The following is a 22,733-nucleotide window of genomic DNA, read 5'->3' on the forward strand; positions in this document are numbered from 1 at the left end:
CACCCCCACCGCCCCCACCGCCACCCCCGCCGAGCCCCGCGCCCCCGGGGCGGCGTGAGCGCAAGAAGGCCGCCACCCGTCAGGCCATCGCCGACGCCGCGCTGCGCCTGTTCCTGGAACGCGGCTACGACGACGTCGGCATCCGCGAGATCGCGGACGCCGCGGACGTCTCCACCACCACGCTGTTCAAGCACTTCCCGGTCAAGGAGGCGCTGGTCTTCGACGAGGAGGCCGACCTGGAGGCCGACCTGCTCGCCGCCGTGCGCGAGCGTCCCCCCGGCCGGTCCATCCCGGCCGCCCTGTGCGACCACGCCCTGCGCCACCGCCGGGCCGCCGGCGACGGCGATCCCCGTTTCGCGGCCTTCACCGCCCTGGTGGACTCCGCCCCGGCCCTGCGCGACTACCAGCAGGCCATGTGGCTGCGCCACACCGCCGCGCTCGCCGCGGTGATCGCCGAACAGAGCGGCCGTCCCGCCGACGACCCCGCCTGCACCGCCCTGGCCCACTTCGCCCTTGAGGCACCCCGGGCTGCCCGGGCCGCCCCGGCCCACGAGGACGTCCGCGGGGCCGTGATCCGCGCCTTCGACCTCCTCGACCGGGGCTGGAGCGGCCTCGGCTGAGGTACCCGTGCGAACACGGGGCGTGGGAGTGTGGCGCGAGGGCCGTGCCGGTGGGCACGGCCCTCGCGCCGGGTGTGGGCTCCCCGTTCCCGCCCTCGTCGCCCGGATCTGCACGTGGTGGTGAACTGTGCACGGTGCACGGTCACTTGTGCGCGGTGCTGAGCTGCACTGTTGACGGGGAATCGAACCCCTGCGTTGCTCTTCACGCGCCAAGGGCCGGATGAACCGCCGGCCGCGGTGTGTGCACGCCTCCGCTGCGACTACCTGCTCCCACACCCGGTTCGCGGGGGATCAGCCGTCGGCCGTCCCGTCCTCGATCAGGTCGATCTCCCAGTTGGTGCGCTGGATCAGGGTGTCCACCTCGCGGATCTCCTTGGCCAACAGGTCGGCGCGGGAGCGGAGTTCGGCGACCGGCAGGGCGGGCAGCATCCGGAGCTCGGAGCGCAGTTGCCGCACCGAGCCGCGCTGGTCCTGTCCGGCGGCGGCGTCGGCGGCGGCGCTGGTCACCGCGTGGCGCAGCCGCAGGACGTCCCGGCGGGCGAGCGCGTCGGTGAGGGTGCCGCCGCCTTCGACGCGGGTGGCGGAGTTGGTGCGGTTGATCCGGCGGATCAGCTCCTCCAGTTCGTCCAGCACCTCGCCGGTCCGGGCCAGCACCTCCGCCGCGTTCTCGGCGGGTTCCTCGCCCTCCTGGTAGCGGGCGCTGCCGACGACGCGCGCCCGCAACTGCTCGACCTGCCGCATCGCGGCCGTGCGCTGCGCGAGCGCCTCCGCCAGTTTCACCGCGTCCTCGCCATCGTCGCCGCCTGCCCACCTGCCGGTCCGTCCGGAGACCTTCCGGCGCGGGCGCGGCCGGTGTGCGCACCGCCGCCCGACGGCATGCTACCGGGGGCCGCGCCGGGAACCGGACCCTGCCCCCGACCCAGGCCCAGGCCCGGGTCAGGTCAAGCCGAGGCCGAGGCCGTCCAGGACGGTGCGGGCGCCGTCGGTGAAGGCGTGGGCGGGGTCGGTGGCGGCGCGGGCGGCCAGGGCGGCGGAGAGCAGCGGGAAGGTCTCGGGGACGAGCGGGCCGGCAGGGGCGGTTCCGGTCGCGGTGGCGGTCGCGGTGGCGGCAGCGGCCTGGTGCTCGAGTTCGAGTTCGCCGATCACGTAGGAGACCAGGGCGTGCAGGGCCGCGGCGCGCTGCGGTGCGTCGAGTCCGGCGTCGGCCAGGGCTTCCAGGAGTTGTTCGCGCCAGCGCAGCGCGGGCAGGCAGTTGCTGTGGTGCCGGACGGCGAGCGGGAGGATGCCGGGGTGGGCGCCGACGGCTTCGCGCATGAGGTCCAGCAGGGTGAGCAGCCGGGCCCGCGGGGAGGGCGCCGCGGGTGCGCGGGTGGCGCGGTCGAGGACGGGGCCGAGGGCGAGGTCGACGACCAGGCACTCGAGTTCCTCGCGGTCCTCGACGTAGCGGTAGAGGGCCATGGTGCGGCGGTCGAGTTCGGCGGCGACGGTGCGCATGGAGAGGGCGGGCAGGCCGTCGCGGTCGATCACGGCGAGGGCCGCGGCGGCGATCTGGCGGGTGGTCAGGGAGCGTGGGCGGGGCACGGGTTGACAGCGTACGGCATACGCCTACAGTTTTGGCGTACGGTCTACACCTACGAGGAGCCCCCGAGGAGCCCGCGTGTCCCGACTCCGGACCGGCACCACCGCACCTGCCCTCCCCGCCACCGACGCCGCCGGCGCACCGCTGCCGCCGGTGCCCCCGGACGGCCTGACGCACCTGCAGTTCCGCCGCTTCGCGGGCTGCCCGATCTGCAACCTGCACCTGCGCGGCTTCGCCGTCCGCCACCCCGAGCTGCGCGCGGCGGGGGTCCGGGAGGTGGTCGCGTTCCACTCCCCCGCCGACGAACTGCGCCCGTACGTCGACGGGTTGCCGTTCCCGCTGCTGGCCGACCCGGAGCGGCGGCTGTACCGCGCGTACGGGGTGGAGCGCGGGGCGCGGGCGCTGCTCGACCCCCGGGTGTGGCCGTCGATCGTGCTGGGGGTGCTCAGCGGCGTGCCGCAGGTGCTGCGCGGCCGGGAGCGGCTGCCGTCGGCCCGTCCGTCGGGCGGCCGGCTGGGCCTGCCGGCCGATTTCCTGATCGCTGCGGACGGGCGGCTGCTCGCCGCCCACTACGGCACCCACGCGGCCGACCACTGGCCGGTGGACCGGGTCCTCGCCCTGGCCGCCGAACACCGCCCGGCCCCGGACCCGACCCCGGACCCGGACCCGACCTCGGCCCCCGCACCCGCCCCCGCAGCAGCCCCGACCCCCGCAGCGGCTCCGGGCCCGGCCGCCCTGCCCGACTGATCTCCCGGTTCGGTCCCCGTCAGCCCGCGTGGGGCGCGACGGCTGCCCGGACCAGGGCGGCCACGTGGGCGGCGGCCTCCGCCACCGGTACCTGGACGGTCTCGCCGGTGGCCCGGGTGGTGACCTCGACGACGCCGTCCTTCAGGCCGCGCGGGCCGACGGTGATCCGGTAGGGGATGCCGACCAGTTCGATGTCGGCGAACTTGACGCCGGGCCGCTCGTCCCGGTCGTCCAGCACCACGTCGATGCGCTCGGCGCGCAGCCGGCCGTACAGGTCGTCGACCACGGCGGCGGTCTGCTCGTCGGCCTTGCCGATCGGGACGACGGCGACCTCGAAGGGGGCGACGGCGACGGGCCAGGCGATGCCCTTCTCGTCGTGGTGGGTCTCGACGATGGCGGCGATGGCCCGTTCGATGCCGATGCCGTAGCTGCCCATGATCGGCTTGACGGCCGCGCCGTCCTGGCCGAGCACGGTGACGTCCAGCGCCTCGGTGTACTTGCGGCCGAGCTTGAAGATGTGGCCGACCTCGACCGTCTGGACCACCTCCAGGGCTTCGCCGCACTGCACGCAGGGCTCGCCGGCCCGGACTTCGCGCAGGTCCGCCCAGCGGGTGACGGCGATGTCCCGGGCGACGTCGACGCCGCGCAGGTGGACGCCGTCCTGGTTGGCGCCGGTGGTCATGCCGGTACGGCCGGCCAGGGCGTGGTCGGCCAGCACGGTGAGGCCGGTGCCGCCGGTACCGCCGGTGCCGCCGGTACCGCCGGTACCGCCGGTACCGCCGGTGCCGTCAGCGCTGCCGGTGACGCCGGTGACGCCGGTGACGCCGACCGCGCCGAGGCTGCCGGGCAGGGCGCCGAGCAGGCCCTTGATCTCGTCGGCGTCGGCGGGGCGGACCGTGCGGGCCCCGGTGGCGTCGAGGAGCTTCTGCTCGACCAGGCTGTGGTCGCCGCGCACCAGGGCGAGCAGCGGGCGGCCGTCGGCGACCAGCACCAGGGTCTTGATCTGCTGTTCGGCGGGGACGCCGTGCAGCCGGGCCAGTTCCTCGATGGTGCGGGCCTCGGGGGTGTCGAAGCGCTCGGGGGCGGCGAGCGCCTCGCCGTCCGCCGCGGCGGGCAGCGCGGAGTCGGCCTTCTCGACGTTGGCCGCGTAGCGGCAGGCGGGGCAGTGCACGACCAGGTCCTCGCCGGCCGGGGTGGGCGACATGAACTCGACCGACGCCGAGCCGCCCATGCTGCCGCTGGACGCCTGGACGGGGATGGCGGGGATGCCGACGCGGGCGAAGATCCGGGTGTAGGCGGCGTGGTGCAGGTCGAAGGAGCGGTCCAGGCCGGCCTGGTCGAGGTCGAAGCTGTAGGAGTCCTTCATGGTGAACTCGCGCACCCGCAGCAGGCCGCTCTTGGGGCGCGGCTCGTCCCGGAACTTGGTCTGGAACTGGTACCACATCTGCGGGAGTTGGCGGTACGAGGAGAGTTCCTGGGCGAGGGTGGTGAAGATCTCCTCGTGCGTCATGCCGAGGGCCAGGTCCGCGCCCTTGCGGTCCTTGAGCCGGAACATCTCCTCGCCCATGCCCTCCCAGCGGCCGGTGCGCTGCCAGATCTCGGCGGGGTGCACGGCGGGCAGGATCCACTCCTGCGAGCCGATCCGCGCCATCTCCTCGCGCACCACGTCGACGATCTTGCCGCGCACCCGCACCGCCATCGGCAGCAGCGAGTAGTGCCCGGCCATCAGCTGCCGCACGAACCCGGCCCGCACCAGCAGCCGGTGGCTCGCCGCGTCGGCGTCCGCCGGGTCCTCGCGCAGCGTGGGGACGTACAACTGTGACCAGCGCATGGGAGTGTCTTCCTGCTCGGGAACCGGGGTCGAATCGTATGCCAGGACGCCCCGGTCCCCGTTCAGCCGAGCGAGGCGGTGAACTCCTTGGCGCGGCGGGTGATGTCGGCCCAGTCGCCGTCCGCGACGGCCCGGGGCGGGACGACGTCGGTGCCGGCGCAGACGGCGAGGGCGCCGTGGTCGAGGAAGGCCCTGGCGTTGCCGGCGTTGACGCCGCCGGAGGCGACCAGCGGGACGTCGGGGTAGGGGCCGCGCAGGTCCTTGAAGTAGCCGGGGCCGAACGCCTTGGCGGGGAAGATCTTGACGGCGGCGGTGCCGAGGTCGACGGCGTCGGCGACCTCGCTGGGGGTGAGCGCGCCCATCACGACCGGGACTCCGGCTTCGCGGGCGACGTCGGCGACGGCGGGGCGCAGGCCGGGGGTGACCAGGAAGCCGGCGCCGGCGGCGATCCCGGCCCGGGCCTGGTCGGCGGTGAGGACGGTGCCGACGCCGATCCGGCAGCCGGCCCCGGCGGCGCGGGCCAGGTGGCGGGTGACGTCGGGGGTGGTGAAGGTGAGTTCGGTCCAGGCGATGCCGCCTTCGGCGAGCGCCTCGCAGAGCGCGACCGCGTCGGGTATCACGGGGGCGCGCACCACGGCGATCACCGGTTGCCGCGCCAACGCCGCCCGCAGTTCGGCCGTTTCGGTTCCCATCCTGGCAACTCCTCTTCACACGTGAATCATTCGAATTGGCAATGCGGAACCAGCGGCGTCCGCAAGGAAATTGACGGCCCGTCAGCCGATCGCGCGGACCTTCCGGTCGGCGCCGCGCCGCAGGGCGCGGCCGGCCAGGTCGCCGGTGGGCTTGCCGTCGGTGAGCGCGGGGACGCCGTTGACCAGGACGTGCCGGATGCCTTCGGCGGGCTGCCGGGGGTGGTCGAAGGTGGCGGTGTCGCGGACGGTGTCGGGGTCGAACAGGACCAGGTCGGCGTGGTGGCCGGGGCGGACCAGGCCGCGCCGGTCGAGGCCGAGGCGGCGGGCGGGGCGGCCGGTCATCCGGGCGACGGCCTGTTCGAGCGTGAGGACGCCCAACTCGCGGCTGTAGCGGGCCAGGTAGCGGGGGAAGGTGCCCCAGGCGCGGGGGTGCGGGCGGGCGCCGACCAGCAGTCCGTCGCTGCCGACGGTGTGCGCGGGGTGGCGCATGATGGCGCGGACGTTCTCCTCGTGGCCGACGTGCTGGAGGATGGTGGTGCCGAGCTGGTCGGCGCGCAGCAGGCCGAGGAAGACCTCGGTGCCGGTGCGGCCCTGGGCGGCGGCGAGTTCGGAGATCCGCTTGCCGACGACGGCGGACAGCGCGCCGTGCCGGACGCCGGAGACCTGGATGGTGTCCCAGTCGGTGACGACGCCGTGGCAGCCGTCGCTGCCGTGTTCCTCGACGTCGGCGCGGATGCGCTCGCGGGCGGCGGGGTCGGCGAGCCGGGCGAGGGTGGCTTCGGGGCCGCCCTCGGTGGACCAACTGGGCAGCAGGGCGGCCAGGGTGGTGGAGCCGGGCAGGTAGGGGTAGCTGTCGAGGGTGAGGTCGACGCCGTCGGCGAGGGCGGCGTCGACCAGGTCGAGGAACTGTCCGGCGCGGCCCTCGTTGACGCCGAAGTTCATGGTGGCGTGGGTGAGGTGCAGCGGGCAGCCGGAGCGCCGGGAGATCTCCACCATCTCCGCGTAGCCCTCCAACGCGCCCGCGCCGTAGGAGCGTTGGTGGGGGGCGTGGAAGCCGCCGCGGGCGGCGACGGTGGTGCACAGGGCGACGAGTTCGGCGGTGTCGGCGTACATGCCGGGGGTGTAGGTGAGCCCGGTGGACATGCCGACCGCGCCGTCCGCCAGCGACTGGTCCAACAGCTGCTGCATCCGGGCGAGTTCGGGCCCGGTGGGGGGACGGTTGTCCCAGCCCATGGCGAGCATCCGGACGGTGCCGTGCGGGACGAGGTAGCAGGTGTTGACGGCGACCCCCGAGCCGGAGCCGGTGTCGAGGCGGTCGAGGTACTGGGCGACGGTGCGCCAGTTCCAGTCGAAGTCCTCGTCGGCGGGGTCGCCGTTCCAGCCGGCGAGTTGGCGGCGCAGCGCGGCGAGGGTGGTGTCGTCGGCGGGGGCGTAGGAGAGGCCGTCCTGGCCGAGGACTTCGAGGGTGACGCCCTGGGTGATCCGGGAGGGGTGGTCGGGTTCGAGGAGCAGCCGCAGGTCGGAGTGGGCGTGCATGTCGATGAAGCCGGGGGCGAGGACGAGTCCGTCGGCGTCGATCGTCCGACGGCCCGTCAGGCGGTGTCCGGTCGGGCGAGGTCCGGTCCGGCCGGTCCGGTCGGTCCGGTCGATCTGGTCGATCCGGCCGTCGGTGACGGTGACGTCGGCGCGGTAGCGGTCGGCGCCGGTGCCGTCGACGACGGTGGCGGCGCGCAGCAGCAGGTCGGCCATCAGAAGTACGTCCGGACCAGGTCGACGACGCGGGGGTGGTCGGTGTCGGCGTGGTCGAGGACGGGGATGAGGCTCCACTTGTCGAAGGCGGTGCAGGGGTGGGAGAGGCCCAGGCGCAGTACGGCGCCGACGGGGGCGGCGGGTCCGGCGCCGCGCAGGAAGGCGTGCTGGTCGTTGAGGGCGGTGACGGTGGCGCCGGTCAACGGGCCGGTGCCGCGGACGAGTTGGGGTTCGGGCAGGCCCTCGTCGAACGGGAGGTCGCGCTTTCCGGCGTCGAGCAGGGCGAGTTCGGGTTCGGGGTGGGAGACGACCCGGGCCCAGCCGTGCATGGCGGAGCGCAGCGGGGTGGCGTCGGAAGTGCGGGAGAGCGGGGAGATGCCGCGGTAGAAGCCGTCGTCGTGGGCGAGGTAGGCGCCGGCCCGGACGACGACGACGGTGCCGGGGACCTGCCGGGTGAGCGGGGTCAACTCCTGGGCGACGGTGTCGAAGTAGGCGCTGCCGCCGGCGGTGACCACGGGGGTGGCGGTGGGGTAGTCGGGGGCGAGGCGGCGGTGCAGGTCGGCGAGGTCGGCGAGGTAGCCGCGGACGGCGGCGAGCGCGGCGTCGGAGGCGTCGTGGGCGAGGGCGCCCTCGTAGCCGCCGACGCCGGCCAGGCGCAGGGTGGGGGCGGCGAGGACGGCGGCGGCGACCTCGAGGGCGGCGGGGACGCCGCGGGCGCCGGTGCGGCCGCCGGGGCCGCCGAGTTCGACCAGGACCTCGACGGGGCGGCGGGCTCCGGCGGCGCGCAGGGCGGCGTCCATCTGCCGGACGCTGTCGGCGGAGTCGACCCAGGAGGTGAAGGCGAAGCCGGGGTCGCGGTCGAGTTCGGCGGCGATCCAGGCGAGTCCGGCGGGGTCGAGCAGGGTGTTGGCGAGCAGCAGGCGCTGGACGCCGAAGGCGCGGGCGACGCGCAGCTGCGGGAGGTTGGCGAGGGTGATGGCGTGGGCGCCGGCGGCGAGTTGGGCCTGCCAGAGGGCGGGGGCCATGGTGGTCTTGCCGTGCGGGGCGAGCAGCACGCCGGCGTCGCGGCACCAGGCGGCCATGGTGCGCAGGTTGTGGTCGAGGGCGGCGGCGTCGAGGGTGAGCAGGGGGGTGCCGAGGCCGTCGAGGGCGGGGCGGGTGGCGAGCCAGTCGCGGACGGTGCGTCCGTGGGCGGCGGCGGGGACGGCCTTGAAGCGGAAGTCGAGCGTCTCGTCGGCGAGGGCGGCGACGGCCGCGGTGTCGAGGCCGGGGCCGGACGCGGGGTCGGCGAAGTACCGCGGGCCGCCGGGGGCGCTGTGCTGCGGGCCGCCGTCGAAGTGCCGCGGGCCGCCGGAGGCGCTGTGCTGCCCGGTGCCCGGCTGTTCCGACCGCCGCCCCGACGACCACTCTGCCGGCCGCTCCGACGGCCCCTCCGACGACAAGCCCGACGACGTCTTCGACGGCCGCTCCGGCCGCCCTTCCGCGTCCGCCCGGTCCACCGTTTCGCCCATCGCCGTGCCTCCGTTCGCAACCCCGACCCACCTGCGAGCTGGGGAGTTGCAACATGCGCAACCTCTATTGCGCATGTTGGTGATACGGTTCTAGCATTCACGCCGGACGGCGGTCAACGGACCGCGACGCGGCCCGTCCACCCCTCCCACCAGGCACGCAGCACCGGGGCTCACCGCCGAGCGCCGGGCCGCGCGGGCGCCGGGCGGTGGGAGCGGGGCACGGGCCCGAGGGTGAGGGAGCGGGTTTGATGGCGGATCAAGGCGGTGCGGCGGCTGCCGCCCGGGCGGTGTGCCTGGGCGAGTCGATGGCGGTGCTGCTGCCCGACCGGCCGGGGCCGTTCGAGGCCGTCGGCGCGTTCCGCCCCTCGGTGGGGGGAGCCGAGTCGAACGTGGCGGCGGCGCTGGCCGCGCTGGGCGTGCCGACGGCGTGGATCAGCCGGGTCGGCGCGGACGGCTTCGGCCGCCGGCTGACCGGCGACCTCGCGGCGGCGGGCGTGGACGTGTCGGCCGTCGCGGTCGACCCGCACCGCCCCACCGGCGTGTACCTGAAGGAGACCGGCGGCTCCGGCCTGCCGCACGACCTCGGCCCGGGCCGCTCCCGGCTGCACTACTACCGCACCGGTTCGGCGGCCTCGGCGCTCTCCCCCGCGCTGCTGGACGACCCGGCGGCCGCCGCGCTGCTGGACGCCGCGCCGCTGCTGCACCTGACGGGCATCACGCCCGCGCTGTCGGACGACTGCCTGGCCCTGGTGCGCGCCCTGCTGGCCCGCCGCCGCCCGGGCCGGCTGGTCTCCTTCGACCTGAACTGGCGCCCGGCGCTGTGGCGCCGGCGCGACCCGGCGGTGCTGCCGGAGCTGCTGGACGCCGCGGACGTGCTGCTGCTCGGCGCGGACGAGGCGCAGGACGCGTTCGGCGCGGGCGACCCGCAGGCGCTGCGCCGCCGCTTCCCCTCCCCCGCGACGCTGGTGGTCAAGGACTCCGGGCACCTGGTCACCGCGCTGGACCGGGACGGCAGCTCGGTCACCGAACCGGCGCTGCGCGTCGAGGTGGTGGAGCCGACCGGCGCGGGCGACGCGTTCGCGGCCGGCTACCTGGCGGGCACCCTGCGCGGCCTGGACCAGCGCTCCCGGCTGCGGCTGGGCCACCTGGCGGCGGCCGGCGCCCTGACCGCGCCCACCGACCACGGCACCCTGCCGGACGCCCGGACGGTGGCCGCGCTGCTGGCCGCCGACGAGCGGGACTGGGCGGCGACCCGGGTCCGCGCGTCCGGCATCGACTCCCCCGTCCTGCCCGCGCCCGCCCCGCCCGCCCCGGACCCCGTCCCCCATCCCGTCCCCGTCCGTTGAAGCACATCGCCCGAAGCCCCGGTCCGAACCACCTGCCCTGAAGCACCCGACCTGAAGCACCCGACCTGAAGCACTCGACCCGAAGCACCCCGCCACTCCCGGCACCCTCGAAGAACCCTCGGGACACCCATGAGCCAGACCGTCACCCGCGCCCTGCGCCTGCTCGCCGAACTCGGCGAGGGCGAACGCTCCCTCGACCAGTTGGCCGACCTGATCGGCGTGCACAAGACCACCGTGCTGCGGCTGCTGCAGAGCCTGGAGGAGGAGCGCTTCGTCCACCGCGACGCCCAGTACCGCTACCACCTCGGCGCGGGCCTGTTCGCGCTGTCCAGCCTCGCCCTGGAGCAGCGCGGCATCCGCCGCACCGCCGCCCCGCACCTCGCCGAGCTGAACGCGACGACCGGCCAGACCGTGCACCTGGCCGCGTACGAGGGCGGCGAGGTGGTGTACATCGACAAGTACGACTCGCGGCACCCGGTGCGGATGTACTCGCGGATCGGGCTGCGCGCGGCGCTGCACAACACGGCGGTGGCGAAGGTGCTGCTGGCCGACCTGTCGCCGACCGAGCGGCGCCGGGTGGTGGACGGCATCGAGTTCACCGTGCACACCCCGAACACGATCACCAGTCCGCACGCGCTGCTGGCCGAGCTGGACCAGGTCGGCGCGCAGGGCTGGGCGCAGGACCACGCCGAGCACGAGGCGTTCATCAACTGCGTGGCCGCGCCGATCCGGGACGCCTCGGGCCGGGTGGTGGCCGCCGCGTCGATCTCCGTGCCGGACGTGGTCCTCCCGTACGAGCAGGTGCTCGACCTGCTGCCCCAACTGCTCGCCTGCACCCGGGCGATCTCCGCCGACGCGGGCCTGCCGGTCCGCGGCACCGTTCACTGACGAACCGTCAACACCCCTATGGAGCAATGCACATGAGCGACAAGATCGAGGTCCGTACCGACGGCGCGCCCGCCCCGGCCTGGATGTTCTCCCAGGGCGTGCGCAAGGGCCCGATCCTGCAGGTGTCCGGCCAGGGCCCGCAGGACCCGGCGACCGGCGAGTACCTGTACCACGGCGACGTGAAGGCGCAGACCCGGCGCACGCTGGAGAACGTGAAGGCGATCGTCGAGGCGGGCGGCGCGAGCATCGAGGACGTGGTGATGTTCCGCGTCTACCTGACCAAGCGGGCCGACTTCCCGCTGATGAACGAGGTGTACGCCCAGTTCATCGAGGAGAACGTCGCGCCGGGCGGCGTGAAGCCCTGCCGCACCACCGTCTTCGTCGAACTCCCGCAGGAGCCGATGCTGGTGGAGATCGACGCCCAGGCCGTCGTCACCTCCTGACCCCGGTCCCCGCCGGGCCGGCGGGGGCGGCCCGGCCGACGATCGTGCCCGCGCGGTCGATGCAGATCACGTCGACCGCGACGGGCGCGCCGAGCAGCACGCCGAGCGCGGTGGCGCGGGCCCGTTCGGCCACCAGGTCGCCGAGCGGGACGCCCGCCGCCGCGCACGACTGCAGCGCCTCCAGGGCGGTGTTGGCGGCGGCGACCCGCGCCACCAGCTCCGCGTCCGCGCCGCCCTCCGCGGCCAGCGCGGCCAGGTAGCCCTTGTCGACCTGGGAGCGGCCGGAGTGCAGGTCGAGGTGCCCGGCGGCGAGCTTGGAGAGCTTGGCGAAGCCGCCGCAGACCGTCAGCCGCGGCACCGGGTGGCGGCGCAGGTACTTCAGGACGGCGCCCGCGAAGTCGCCCATGTCGAGCAGCGCGTCCTCGGGCAGGCCGTACTCGGTGACCACGACCTTCTCCGAGGTCGAGCCGGTCGCGCCCGCGACGTGGGTGCGCCCGGCGGCCCGGGCCACGTCGATGCCGCGGCGGATCGACTCGATCCACGCCGAGCACGAGTACGGGACGACCACGCCGGTGGTGCCGAGGATGGACAGGCCGCCGAGGATGCCCAGCCGCGGGTTCCAGGTGTGCCGGGCGAGCTCCTCGCCGTGGTCGACGGAGAGTTCCACCTCCACGTCGCCGGTGCCCCCGAACCGGGCCGCCACCTCGGCGACCACCTCGCGGATCAGCTGCCGGGGCACCGGGTTGACGGCCGGCTCGCCGACCGCCAGCGGCAGGCCCGGCTTGGTGACCGTCCCCACCCCGGGCCCGGCCCGGAACACCACGCCGCTGCCCGCCGGGCCGATCCGCACGGTGGAGCGCACCAGCGCGCCGTGCGTCACGTCCGGGTCGTCGCCCGCGTCCTTCACCACCCCGGCACTGGCCCGGCCCTCGCCCAACTCCTCGACCGCCAGCGCGAACCCGGGCTGCTCGCCCCTCGGCAGCGTGATCACCACCGGGTCGGGGAAGCCCCCGCCAAGCAGCGCCGTGTACGCGGCCTTGGTCGCCGCGGTCGCGCACGCCCCCGTCGTCCACCCAGGCCGCAGCCCGCTGCTGCGCAACTGCCCCTTGCGCCCGCCGACACCCCCGCCAACCGCAGCCTCGCCACCGCCACCGCCACCGCCACCGCCACCGGCCGCAACCCCATCACCGACACCCCCGCCGACCACAGCAGCACCACCGCCGCTGCCGCCGCTGCCGCCCTGCGCCTCGTCGCCGCTCACCGCTCGCCCTCCGCTCTCCTCGTCCGCTCCGACTCCCGCTGCCCCCACCGTCCCACGCCGACCGCCCGGTTAGGGTGGTGTGTCCTGATCGCACCGGCCCCGGGAGTCCGCATGCACGTCCTGATCCTCGGCGGCACCAGCGAGGCCCGCCGGCTGGCGGACGCGCTGGCGGCCGACCCGGCGCTGCGGGTGACCAGCTCGCTGGCCGGGCGGGTGGCCCAGCCCCGGCTGCCCGCCGGGGAGGTCCGGATCGGCGGTTTCGGCGGCCCGGCCGGCCTGGCCGCCTGGCTGCGCGCGCACGCCGTGGACGTGCTGCTGGACGCCACCCACCCGTTCGCCGAGCGGATCAGCCGCAACGCGGCGCTGGCCGCCGCCGACACCGGCACCCCGCTGCTGGCGCTGCGCCGCCCGAGCTGGGCCGCGCAGGACGGCGACCGCTGGCACCCGGTGCCGAGCCTGGCCGCCGCCGCGGACGCGCTGCCCGCGCTCGGCACCCGGGTGTTCCTGACCACCGGGCGCCAGGGCATCGGCGCTTTCGCGCACCTGGACGGCCTGGTGTTCCTGGCCCGCTCGGTGGAGCCGCCGGTGCCGCCGATGCCCGCCGTCACCGAAGTGCTGCTGGAGCGCGGCCCGTTCACCCTGGACGGCGAGCGCGCACTGCTGCGCGCGCACCGGATCGAGGTGCTGGTGACGAAGGACAGCGGCAGCGCCGCCACCGCGCCCAAGCTGACCGCGGCCCGCGAACTGGGCCTGCCGGTGGTCGTGGTGGAGCGCCCGGCCGCCCCGGCGGGGGTGCGCACCGCCCCGGACGTGGCCGGGGCGCTCGCCTGGGTCGGCGGGCTGAGAGACTGACGGTCCGTCAACTCCTCTGCTGCTCCTCGGGGTAGCGGCGCGGCGTCCACACCACCTCGGTGTCGCCGCCGCGCCGCACCCACCGGGTCTGGGTGGAGCCGACCAGCAGCAGGGTGCGCATGTCGACGTCGGCCGGGTCGAGTTCGGCGAGCGCGACGGTGCGGACCCGCTCGGTGGGGCCGCCGACGTCCCGGGCCAGCACCACGGGGGTCTGCGGGGAGCGGTACTCCAGCAGCAGGTCACGGGCCGAACCCACCTGCGTGGTGCGGGACTTGGAGCCGGGGTTGTAGAGCGCGAGGACGAGGTCGGCCTCGGCGGCGGCGCGCAGCCGGCGGGCGATCACCTCCCAGGGCTTGAGCCGGTCGGAGAGCGAGATCACCGCGTAGTCGTGGCCGAGCGGCGCCCCGGCCCGGGAGGCGGCGGCGTGCGCGGCGGTCATGCCGGGCAGCACCCGCACCGGGACGTCCCGGTAGGGGTCCTCGCAGGCGGCCTCCAGGACGGCGGTGGCCATGGCGAAGACGCCCGGGTCGCCGGAGGAGACCACCGCGACGCGGCGGCCGCGGCGGGCCAGTTCGAGGGCGAACTCGGCGCGGACGCCCTCGACCTTGTTGTCGGAGCCGTGCCGGACCTGCCCGGCCCGCACCGGCACCCGGTCCAGGTAGGTGGTGTAGCCGACCAGGTCGGTGGCGTTCGCCAGGGCGCCGCGCGCCTCGGGGGTGAGCCAGAGCGGCCCGGCGGGCCCGGTGCCGACCACCACGACCTCGCCGACCGGCTCGGGGGCTTCGCCCGCAGCGGCGTCCAGGGCCTCGAACGGCCGCCCGGCGGAGTCGAGCGCGGCGACCTTGCTGGGCAGCACGGCGACCGAGAAGTACGGGACGCCGTCGGGGTCGACGTCCGCCAGCCGTCCGGTGCGCTCGCCGTCCATGGTGGCGCGTTCCACGTACCGGGCGTCGTCGAGGCGGCCGGCCCGCTCCAGGGCGCGGCGGACGGCGGGGAAGGTGCGGCCGAGCTTCATGACGACGGCGGAGTCGGTGGCGGCGAGCCGGGCGGCGAGCTCCTCCTCGGGGAGGGTGCCGGGGATGATCGTGAGGATCTCCTCGGCCTCGACCAGCGGGGTGCCCAGGCGGGCGGCGGCGGCGCTGATCGAGGTGACGCCGGGGACGACCTCGGTGGGGTAGCGGTGCGCGAGCCGCTTGTGCATGTGCTGGTAGGAGCCGTAGAACAGCGGGTCGCCCTCGGCGAGGACGACGACGTCGCGGCCGGCGTCGAGGTGGGCGGCGAGCCGTTCGGAGGCTTCCCGGTAGAAGTCGTCGAGGGCGCCGCGGTAGCCGCCGGGGTGGTCGGTGGTCTCCACGGTGACGGGGTACATCAGCCGTTCCTCGACCTGGCTGCCGGTCAGGTAGCGTTCGGCGATGGCCCGGGCGTGCGAGCGGCCGTGCCGGGCGCAGTGGTAGGCGATGACGTCGGCCTTGCCGATGAGTTCGGCGGCGCGCACGGTGACCAGCGACGGGTCGCCGGGTCCGACGCCCACCCCGTAGAGCTTTCCGGTCGTCTGACGGTCCGTCATTCTTCTTCGCTCGCAATCGCGTTGATGGCGGCGGCGGCGATGGCGCTGCCGCCGCGGCGGCCCCGGACCACGAGGTGTTCCAGGGCGGCGGGGTGGTCGGCGAGGGCCTGCTTGGACTCGGCGGCGCCGATGAAGCCGACCGGGACGCCGATCACGGCGGCGGGCCGGGGCGCGCCGGCCTCGACCATCTCCAGCAGGCGGAACAGCGAGGTGGGGGCGTTGCCGACGGCGACGACGGCGCCTTCGAGCCGGGGCAGCCAGAGTTCCATCGCGGCGGCGCTGCGGGTGGTGCCCATGGTGCGGGCGAGTTCGGGGACGGCGGGGTCGGTGAGGGTGCAGATCACCTCGTTGCCGGCGGGCAGCCGCTTGCGGGTCACGCCGCTGGCGACCATGTTGACGTCGCAGAGGATCGGCGCGCCGCCCAGCAGGGCGCGGCGGGCGTCGGCGACGGCGTTCGGCGACCAGAGCAGGTCGTCGACCAGGTCGGTCATGCCGCAGGCGTGGATCATCCGGACGGCGACCCGGGCGACGTCGGCGGGCAGGTGGGCGAGGTCCGCCTCGGCCCGGATGGTGGCGAAGGACTGGCGGTAGATGGCCGCGCCGTCCTTCTCGTAGTCGATCATTTGGGCCTCCGCCATGGGGTGTTCCGGGCTTCGGCGACTGCCTCGGCCGTGTCGTTCTCTTCGGTGTCGCGGACGGTGCCGTCGACGGTGACGCGGTGTCCGGCCGCGGTGGCCAGGACGTCGACCCAGCGGCCGGCGGGGTGTCCGCAGCGGCGGGCGCAGCCGGACCAGTGGACGGGCAGTCCTTCGGCGGGGACGGCGGCGACGGCGCGGGCGGCCTGGGCGCGGACGTCGGCGAGCGACTTGGCGCAGCCGGGCAGGCCGGTGCAGGCGGTGACGCCTTCCCAGGGGCCGCCGGGGGCGGTGCGCAGTCCGGCGTCGGCGAGGTGCGGGAGCCGGGCGGGGTCGGCGCCGGGCAGGACGACGCCGCGCCAGGGGGTGAGCCGGGCGGTGCGGCCCGCGGGGAGGGTTTCGGCGAGCAGCCGCCACTGGGCGCTGTCGGCCCGGCCGAACCGCAGGCCGACCGAGAGGCCGCCCCCGACCTGCCCCAGCGCGGGCGGTTCGCCGGCGAAGGGGGGCAGCGGGACGTCGCCGTCGGGCAGTTCGTCCTGGATCTCGCGCGGGTGCCAGGCGCGGCCGGCGGCGAGGTCGAGGAAGCGGCGGGCGGCGTCGAGGGCGGCGGGCACCGGGTCGTGGACGGCGGTGGCGCGGCGGGCGCGGCCGAGGCGGAGCAGGGCGCGGCCGTCGCCGACTGCGAGCAAGGTCACATCGGCGTTGAGGGCGGCGACGTCGCCGCGGCCGTCGTCGAGGGCGAACAGGAATTTGCCGGACAGTGCGGCGGCCCACGGCGCGGCGCACAACGCCTGGTCCAACTTTCGCACCCAGTCGGCGATTTCGTTCCCTCCGGCGCCGCGGCCGTCGAGTCCGGCGAGCGGGGAGGCGACGATGTTGCGGACGCGTTCGTGGGTGTCGGAGGGCAACAGTCCGACGGTGCGCAGGCGTTCGGCGAGGTCGGCGGCGCAGCCCGCGGCGAGGCCGCGCAGCTGGAGGTTGCCGCGGGAGGTGATCTCGGCCTCGCCGTCGCCGAGGGTGTCGGCGGCGTCGGCGACGGCGAGCAGCTGACGGTGCGTCAACCGTCCGCCGGGCAGCCGGAGTCGGGCGAGGTGCCCGTCCTCGGCGGGGTGCAGGCGGAGCGCGCCGGGGCAGGCGTCGGCGCGGCCTCGGTCGGGCCCGACGGAGGGTGCCTGGGCGGCGTCGGGTGTGGGTGGCATGGCGGCGAGCATACCCATCGGTCCGGCGCGCGCCACCGCCTCGTGCGTCACACCGCCGCTCCGGGCGGGCGGGCGATTGCCCAGCTCAGCGCGGGGTGGGCCGGGGGCGGGCGGCGCGGACGGTCGGGTTTCGGTCAGCGTCGCAGGTCACACTCCCCCGGGGGCCGATCACCCCGTACGATGCTGGCGGGCGCCTCTCGGGGCGTCCGCTGCCAGCGACGGCACAGCGGAGGAAGTCCGGTGCGAATCCGGTGCGGTCCCGCCACTGTGACCGCGGCTCAGTGAGCCGCGGGAGCCAGGAACTCCGGCCGTCCTCCACTGCCCGGGGCGAGGACCCCGAGGAAGGCTGTTCCATGCGCTGCCGCATGTCCGTGCCCCGCCGGGTGCCCGCCGTCGCCGGGCCCTCCCGTGCCGCCGGGCCGTCCTGTGCCGCCTGTCCCGGGCCGTCGCGCTCCGCCCGCCCCGTGCCGTCCGAGACGCCCGGGAGGGCTTCCGCATGATCCTGCTGCTGTCGACGTCCGACACCGACCTGCTGAGCGCCCGGGCGGCGGACGGCCCGGTGCCGTTCCGCTGGGCCAACCCGGCCCGGCTGTCGCCCGCGGAGCTGCCCGCGCTGCTGACCGGCGTGGAGCTGGTGGTGGTGCGGCTGCTGGGCGGGCGCCGGGCCTGGCAGGAGGGGTTGGACGCGCTGCTGGCGGGCCCGCTGCCGGTGGTGGTGCTGACGGGTGAGCAGGCGCCGGACGCGCAGCTGATGGAGCTGTCGACCGTCCCGGCGGGCATCGCGGCGGAGGCGCACGCGTACCTGGCGCACGGCGGTCCGGCGAACCTGGCGGAGCTGGGCGCGTTCCTGTCCGACACGGTGCTGCTGACCGGGCACGGTTTCGCGCCCCCGGCGTCGGCACCCTCCTGGGGCCCGTTGGAGCGCGAGGCGCGCACCTCCGAGGGCCCGGTCGTCGCGGTGCTGTACTACCGGGCGCACCACATGAGCGGCAACACGGCGTTCGTGGAGACGCTGTGCCGGGCCCTCGAGGAACAGGGCGCGCAGGCCCGGGCGTACTTCTGCGCCTCGCTGCGCGGGGCGGAGCCGGAACTGCTGGCGGAGCTCGGTGCGGCGGACGCGATCGTGACGACCGTGCTGGCGGCGGGCGGCACCCGTCCGGCGGACGCGCAGGCGGGCGGCGACGAAGAGGCCTGGGACGCGGGCGCGTTGGCGGCGCTGGACCGTCCGATCCTCCAGGCGCTGTGCCTGACCTGGTCGCGGGCGCAGTGGGAGGGCAGCGACGACGGCCTGTCCCCGCTGGACACGGCGACCCAGGTGGCCGTCCCGGAGTTCGACGGCCGGCTGATCACCGTCCCGTTCTCGTTCAAGGAGGTCGACGAGGACGGGCTGACGGTGTACGCGGCGGACCCGGAGCGGGCGGCCCGGGTCGCGGGCATCGCGGTGCGGCACGCCCGGCTGCGGCACACCCCGGCCGCCGAGCGCCGCCTGGCGCTGGTGCTCTCCGCCTACCCGACCAAGCACGCCCGGGTGGGCAACGCGGTCGGCCTGGACACCCCGGCCTCCGCGATCCGGCTGCTGGAGCGGCTGCGCGCGGAGGGCATGGACCTGGGCGACGGCCTGCCGGGCTTCCACACCGACACCGAGCACGGCCACGAGGGCGACGCGCTGATCCACGCGCTGATCGAGGCGGGCGGCTACGACCAGGCCTGGCTGACCGAGGAGCAGTTGGCCCGCAACCCGGTGCGCATCCCGGCCGCCGACTACCGCCGCTGGTACGCCACTCTCCCGGCGGCGCTGCGCGAGCGGGTCGAGGAGCACTGGGGCCCGGCGCCGGGCGAGCTGTACGTGGACCGCTCGCAGAACCCGGACGGCGACCTGGTGCTCGCGGGCATCCGCTCCGGCAACCTGCTGGTGCTCGTCCAGCCGCCGCGCGGGTTCGGCGAGAACCCGGTGGCGATCTACCACGACCCCGATCTGCCGCCCAGCCACCACTACTTGGCGGCGTACCGGTGGATCGCGGCGGACCGCGCGGACGGCGGTTTCGGCGCGCACGCGGTGGTGCACCTGGGCAAGCACGGCAACCTGGAGTGGCTGCCGGGCAAGACCGCCGCGCTGTCCGCCGAGTGCGGCCCGGACGCGGCGCTCGGCGACCTCCCGCTCGTCTACCCGTTCCTGGTGAACGACCCGGGCGAGGGCACCCAGGCCAAGCGCCGGGCGCACGCCACGCTGGTGGACCACCTGGTGCCGCCGATGGCGCGCGCCGACTCCTACGGCGACATCGCCCGCCTGGAGCAACTCCTCGACGAGCACTCGAACATCGCGGCGATGGACCCGGCGAAGCTGCCCGCGATCCGGGCGCAGATCTGGACGCTGATCCAGGCCGCCAAGCTGGACCACGACCTGGGCCTGGCCGAGCGGCCGGAGGACGACGGCTTCGACGACTTCCTGCTGCACGTCGACGGCTGGCTGTGCGAGGTGAAGGACGCCCAGATCCGCGACGGCCTGCACGTGCTGGGCCAGGCCCCGGCGGGCACCGACCGGGTCAACATCGTGCTGTCGATCCTGCGGGCCCGGCAGATCTGGGGCGGCGTGAGCGCCCTGCCGGGCCTGCGCGAGGCGCTGGGCCTGGACGAGGCGGCGCTGACCCTGGGCGCGACGGACGCCGCCGAGGCCAAGGCCCGGGCGCTGGTCGAGGCGATGGAGGCCGAGGACTGGAACCCGGCCGCGGTCGCCAAGGTCGCCGAGGGCCTGCCCGCCCCCGTCGCCGACGTCCTGACCTTCGCCGCGACCCAACTCGTCCCCCGACTGTCCGCCACCACCGACGAGTTGGACGCGGTGCTGCACGCCCTGCAGGGCGGTTTCGTCCCGGCCGGGCCCTCCGGCTCCCCGCTGCGCGGGCTGGTCAACGTCCTGCCCACCGGCCGCAACTTCTACTCGGTCGACCCGAAGGCCGTCCCGTCCCGGCTCGCCTGGGAGACCGGCCAGGCGCTGGCCGCCTCCCTGATCGAGCGCTACCGGGCCGACAACGACGGCCAGTTCCCGCCGTCCGTCGGTCTGTCCCTGTGGGGCACCAGCGCGATGCGCACCGCGGGCGACGACATCGCCGAGGCGTTCGCGCTGCTCGGCGTGCGCCCGGTGTGGGACGACGCCTCGCGCCGGGTCACCGGCCTGGAGCCGGTCCCGCTCGCCGAGTTGGGCCGCCCCCGGATCGACGTGACACTGCGCATCTCGGGCTTCTTCCGGGACGCCTTCCCGCACGTGGTGGCCCTGCTGGACGACGCGGTGCGCCTCGCGGCCCGCCAGGAGGAGCCGGACGCCGACAACTTCGTCCGGGCCCACGTCCAGGCCGACCTGGCCGAGCACGGCGACGAACGCCGGGCCACGGTACGGGTGTTCGGCTCCCGCCCGGGCACCTACGGCGCGGGCCTGCTGCAGCTGATCGACAGCCGGGACTGGCGCACCGACGCCGACCTGGCCGAGGTGTACACGGTGTGGGGCGGCTACGCGTACGGGCGCGGCCTGGACGGGCGGCCCGCGCGCGAGGAGATGGAGAGCGCCTACCGGCGGATCACCGTCGCCGCGAAGAACACCGACACCCGCGAGCACGACATCGCCGACTCCGACGACTACTTCCAGTACCACGGCGGCATGGTGGCCACCGTGCGGGCGCTGACCGGCAGCAGCCCGGCCGCGTACATCGGCGACTCCACCCGTCCGGAGACGGTGCGCACCCGCACCCTGACCGAGGAGGCGGCCCGGGTCTTCCGGGCCCGGGTGGTCAACCCGCGCTGGCTGGAGGCGATGCGCCGGCACGGCTACAAGGGCGCCTTCGAGATGGCCGCGACCGTCGACTACCTGTTCGGCTACGACGCGACCACCGGCGTGGTCGCCGACTGGATGTACGAGAAGCTGACCCAGGAGTACGTGCTCGACCCGGTCAACCGCGAGTTCTTCGCCGAGGCCAACCCGTGGGCCCTGCACGGCATCGCCGAACGCCTGCTGGAGGCCGCCGGGCGCGGCCTGTGGGCGGAGCCGGACGCGGCGCTGCTGGACGAGCTGCGGCAGGTGCTGCTGGAGACGGAGGGCGACCTCGAGGGCGAGTGAACCGGGCCACGGGCGCGCGCGTCCCCGACGTCACGTTCCGGTCGCGGACGTCACGTTCCGGTCGCGGCGGTGAACCTCCGGTGGAGTTGACATGCCGGTGACCGGATAGTGCTGCCTTCCGGCCCGGGCGGGCGGACAATCTTCGCATGAGCCTGCGAACCGCACTCACCCGCCCGGCCCGCTACGGCGCGCTGGCCTCGGGTGCGCTGCCCGTCCTGACCTTCCCCGGCGTCGGCCTGGCCTGGCTGGCCTGGGCGGCGCTGGTGCCGGGGCTGCTGCTGATGCGGGCGGCGGACGGTCCGCGCGAGGCGGCGGTGCGCGGCTGGTGGTTCGGCGCCGGGTTCATCCTGACCGGGATGTACTGGCTGATCCCGTCGATCGGCCCGGCGCTGCCGGTGCTGGCAGTGCTGTTCGGGGCGCTGCAGGCCCCGTTGGGCCTGGCCGCGTGGTGGCTGCTGCACGGCGAGCCGACGGCGCGCCGGGCCGCGGCGGCGCTGGCGGTGCTGCCCGCGGTGTGGGTGAGCGCCGAGTTCGTCCGCTCCTGGGACGCGCTGGGCGGGCCGTGGGCGCTGCTCGGCGCCACCCAGTGGGAGCACCCGGCGGTGCTCTCGCTGGCCTCCATCGGCGGTGTGTGGCTGGTGAGTTGGGCGCTGGTGACGGTGAACACCGCGCTGCTGGTACTGCTGTGCGCGCACGAGTTGCGGCTGCGCGCGGCGGCGGGGGCGGCCGCGCTGGCGGTGGTGCTGGCGGGGCCGCTGGTGTTCGCCGAGCAGGCCGCCCCGGCGACCGCCGGCTCGGCCTCGGTGGGGCTGGTGCAGTCCGGTCCGACGCCGGACGAGCAGGCCCGGCTGGAGGCCAACATCAAGATCACCCGCTCGCTGGCGGGCCGCCCGGTGGACCTGGTGGTGTGGGGCGAGAGCTCGACCACCGACGACCTGGACCGGAAGCAGGCCACGGTGGACCGGCTGGCGGCCCTCTCCCGCAGCACCGGCGCGCAACTGCTGGTCGGCGAGGACGCCCGGAAGGCGGACGGCCGGATCTCCAAGGACGCGGTCCTGGTGGACGGTTCGGGCCTGGTCGCCCGCTACCGGAAGATCCGGCTGGTCCCGTTCGGCGAGTACATCCCGCTGCGCCCGCTGCTCGGCTGGATCGCCGGGGTGAGCGCGGCCGCGGGCGAGAACCGGGCCCCCGGCAGCGCGGTGCACCTGCTCCCGGTCGCCGACCGGGACGGGCGCCCGCTGCCGGTCGGCACCCTGATCTGCTTCGAGTCGGCGTTCCCCGACATGTCGCGCACCAGCGCCCAGCAGGGCGCCGCCCTGATCGTCTACCAGTCCGCGACGTCCACCTTCCAGTCCACCTGGGCCCCCGCCCAGCACGCCTCGCTGGGCGCCCTGCGCGCCGCCGAGACCGGCCGCCCCGTCGTCCAGGCCGCCCTCACCGGCGAATCCGTCGCCTACGACGCCCAGGGCCGGCGGCTGGTCCGGCTGACCACCGACGAGTCCGGCGCCGTGACCGTCCGGCTCTCCCTCGCCGACCCCGCGGCCCGCACCTGGTACGTCCGGCTGGGCGACTGGGTCCCGCTGACCGCCCTCGCCGCGGTCCTCGCCGCAGCCGCCACCGCCGCCCTCCCCCTCCTGCGCGACCACCGCCGCCCGGGCCCCCCACCGTCCACCACCCCCACCGGCGCACCCCCGGCCCGGGTCTGACC

At 75.7% G+C, this 22,733-nt stretch carries 18 protein-coding genes and 1 riboswitch; of the genes, 8 read left to right on the forward strand and 10 right to left on the reverse strand.

Features of this window, described 5'->3' with window-relative positions; genetic code table 11:
* A partial coding sequence (locus tag IH44_RS0132065; RefSeq protein ID WP_051817690.1) for a TetR/AcrR family transcriptional regulator occupies positions 1-620 on the forward strand: 620 nt, incomplete at its 5' end.
* Between the two features lie 291 nt (positions 621-911).
* On the opposite strand, the gene IH44_RS0132070 is transcribed toward IH44_RS0132065, so the two are convergent.
* Both IH44_RS0132070 and IH44_RS0132075 read right to left on the reverse strand, forming a co-directional pair.
* A complete protein-coding gene (locus IH44_RS0132070) occupies positions 912-1,400 on the reverse strand; it encodes a DIP1984 family protein (RefSeq protein WP_030463306.1) in 489 nt (162 codons plus the stop codon).
* A 156-nt stretch (positions 1,401-1,556) separates the two neighbouring features.
* Positions 1,557-2,201, reverse strand: a complete 645-nt coding sequence (locus tag IH44_RS0132075; RefSeq protein WP_051817692.1) for a TetR/AcrR family transcriptional regulator — start codon at positions 2,199-2,201, stop codon at positions 1,557-1,559.
* A 76-nt stretch (positions 2,202-2,277) separates the two neighbouring features.
* On the opposite strand from IH44_RS0132075, the gene IH44_RS0132080 reads away from it, so the two are divergent.
* Positions 2,278-2,946, forward strand: coding sequence for a peroxiredoxin-like family protein (locus tag IH44_RS0132080; RefSeq protein WP_063759716.1), 669 nt, complete (start codon positions 2,278-2,280; stop codon positions 2,944-2,946).
* 19 nt (positions 2,947-2,965) lie between these two features.
* Here IH44_RS0132080 and IH44_RS0132085 read toward each other — a convergent pair whose 3' ends face one another.
* From IH44_RS0132085 to IH44_RS0132100, 4 genes are all read right to left on the reverse strand, one after another.
* Positions 2,966-4,777 carry a proline--tRNA ligase gene (locus IH44_RS0132085; RefSeq protein ID WP_030463309.1) on the reverse strand — a complete coding sequence of 604 codons (1,812 nt, stop codon included), beginning with the start codon at positions 4,775-4,777 and terminating at the stop codon, positions 2,966-2,968.
* A gap of 62 nt (positions 4,778-4,839) precedes the next feature.
* The gene (locus IH44_RS0132090) at positions 4,840-5,469 is read right to left on the reverse strand and encodes a bifunctional 4-hydroxy-2-oxoglutarate aldolase/2-dehydro-3-deoxy-phosphogluconate aldolase (RefSeq protein ID WP_051817694.1); all 630 of its coding nucleotides are present in this window, start codon (positions 5,467-5,469) and stop codon (positions 4,840-4,842) included.
* A gap of 81 nt (positions 5,470-5,550) precedes the next feature.
* The gene (locus IH44_RS0132095) at positions 5,551-7,218 is read right to left on the reverse strand and encodes an amidohydrolase family protein (RefSeq protein WP_030463311.1); all 1,668 of its coding nucleotides are present in this window, start codon (positions 7,216-7,218) and stop codon (positions 5,551-5,553) included.
* On the reverse strand, positions 7,218-8,729 hold the full coding sequence (locus IH44_RS0132100) for an alanine racemase (protein ID WP_232795162.1): 1,512 nt from the start codon (positions 8,727-8,729) through the stop codon (positions 7,218-7,220). The genes IH44_RS0132095 and IH44_RS0132100 overlap by 1 nt, the downstream gene beginning before the upstream one ends.
* Before the next feature lie 248 nt (positions 8,730-8,977).
* On the opposite strand from IH44_RS0132100, the gene IH44_RS0132105 reads away from it, so the two are divergent.
* The 3 genes from IH44_RS0132105 to IH44_RS0132115 all read left to right on the forward strand — a co-directional run bounded on the left by IH44_RS0132105 (position 8,978) and on the right by IH44_RS0132115 (position 11,406).
* Positions 8,978-10,075: a sugar kinase gene (locus tag IH44_RS0132105; protein ID WP_035957058.1), complete on the forward strand. Its 1,098-nt coding sequence runs from the start codon at positions 8,978-8,980 to the stop codon at positions 10,073-10,075.
* A gap of 129 nt (positions 10,076-10,204) precedes the next feature.
* Positions 10,205-10,963 (forward strand): IclR family transcriptional regulator, encoded by a 759-nt coding sequence (locus IH44_RS0132110; RefSeq protein ID WP_030463314.1) that lies wholly within the window; start codon positions 10,205-10,207, stop codon positions 10,961-10,963.
* 32 nt (positions 10,964-10,995) lie between these two features.
* On the forward strand, positions 10,996-11,406 hold the full coding sequence (locus IH44_RS0132115; RefSeq protein ID WP_030463315.1) for a RidA family protein: 411 nt from the start codon (positions 10,996-10,998) through the stop codon (positions 11,404-11,406).
* Here IH44_RS0132115 and IH44_RS0132120 read toward each other — a convergent pair.
* A complete protein-coding gene (locus IH44_RS0132120) occupies positions 11,396-12,505 on the reverse strand; it encodes a cobalt-precorrin-5B (C(1))-methyltransferase (RefSeq protein ID WP_035957060.1) in 1,110 nt (369 codons plus the stop codon). The genes IH44_RS0132115 and IH44_RS0132120 overlap by 11 nt on opposite strands.
* Before the next feature lie 273 nt (positions 12,506-12,778).
* On the opposite strand from IH44_RS0132120, the gene IH44_RS0132125 reads away from it, so the two are divergent.
* Complete coding sequence (locus tag IH44_RS0132125; RefSeq protein WP_030463317.1) at positions 12,779-13,519, forward strand: cobalt-precorrin-6A reductase; 741 nt, start codon at positions 12,779-12,781, stop codon at positions 13,517-13,519.
* 7 nt (positions 13,520-13,526) lie between these two features.
* Here IH44_RS0132125 and IH44_RS0132130 read toward each other — a convergent pair whose 3' ends face one another.
* From IH44_RS0132130 to IH44_RS0132140, 3 genes are read right to left on the reverse strand one after another with little or no spacing between them, the layout of a single operon-like run.
* Positions 13,527-15,086: a precorrin-2 C(20)-methyltransferase gene (locus IH44_RS0132130; RefSeq protein WP_030463318.1), complete on the reverse strand. Its 1,560-nt coding sequence runs from the start codon at positions 15,084-15,086 to the stop codon at positions 13,527-13,529.
* Positions 15,083-15,709, reverse strand: coding sequence for a precorrin-8X methylmutase (locus IH44_RS0132135; protein WP_030463319.1), 627 nt, complete (start codon positions 15,707-15,709; stop codon positions 15,083-15,085). The genes IH44_RS0132130 and IH44_RS0132135 overlap by 4 nt, the downstream gene beginning before the upstream one ends.
* A complete protein-coding gene (locus tag IH44_RS0132140; protein ID WP_232795163.1) occupies positions 15,706-16,920 on the reverse strand; it encodes a hypothetical protein in 1,215 nt (404 codons plus the stop codon). The genes IH44_RS0132135 and IH44_RS0132140 overlap by 4 nt, the downstream gene beginning before the upstream one ends.
* A 229-nt stretch (positions 16,921-17,149) precedes the next feature.
* Positions 17,150-17,225: riboswitch (cobalamin riboswitch) on the forward strand.
* Positions 17,226-17,416: 191 nt separating this feature from the next.
* Here IH44_RS0132140 and cobN point away from each other — a divergent pair.
* Positions 17,417-21,025 carry a cobaltochelatase subunit CobN gene (cobN, locus tag IH44_RS0132145; RefSeq protein ID WP_030463321.1) on the forward strand — a complete coding sequence of 1,203 codons (3,609 nt, stop codon included), beginning with the start codon at positions 17,417-17,419 and terminating at the stop codon, positions 21,023-21,025.
* A 146-nt stretch (positions 21,026-21,171) separates the two neighbouring features.
* Positions 21,172-22,731 (forward strand): apolipoprotein N-acyltransferase, encoded by a 1,560-nt coding sequence (gene lnt / locus IH44_RS0132150; protein WP_030463322.1) that lies wholly within the window; start codon positions 21,172-21,174, stop codon positions 22,729-22,731.
* The last annotated feature ends 2 nt before the right edge of the window (positions 22,732-22,733 follow it).

The sequence above is a fragment of the Kitasatospora sp. NRRL B-11411 genome, from assembly GCF_000721345.1.
GTDB lineage: Bacteria > Actinomycetota > Actinomycetes > Streptomycetales > Streptomycetaceae > Kitasatospora > Kitasatospora cineracea.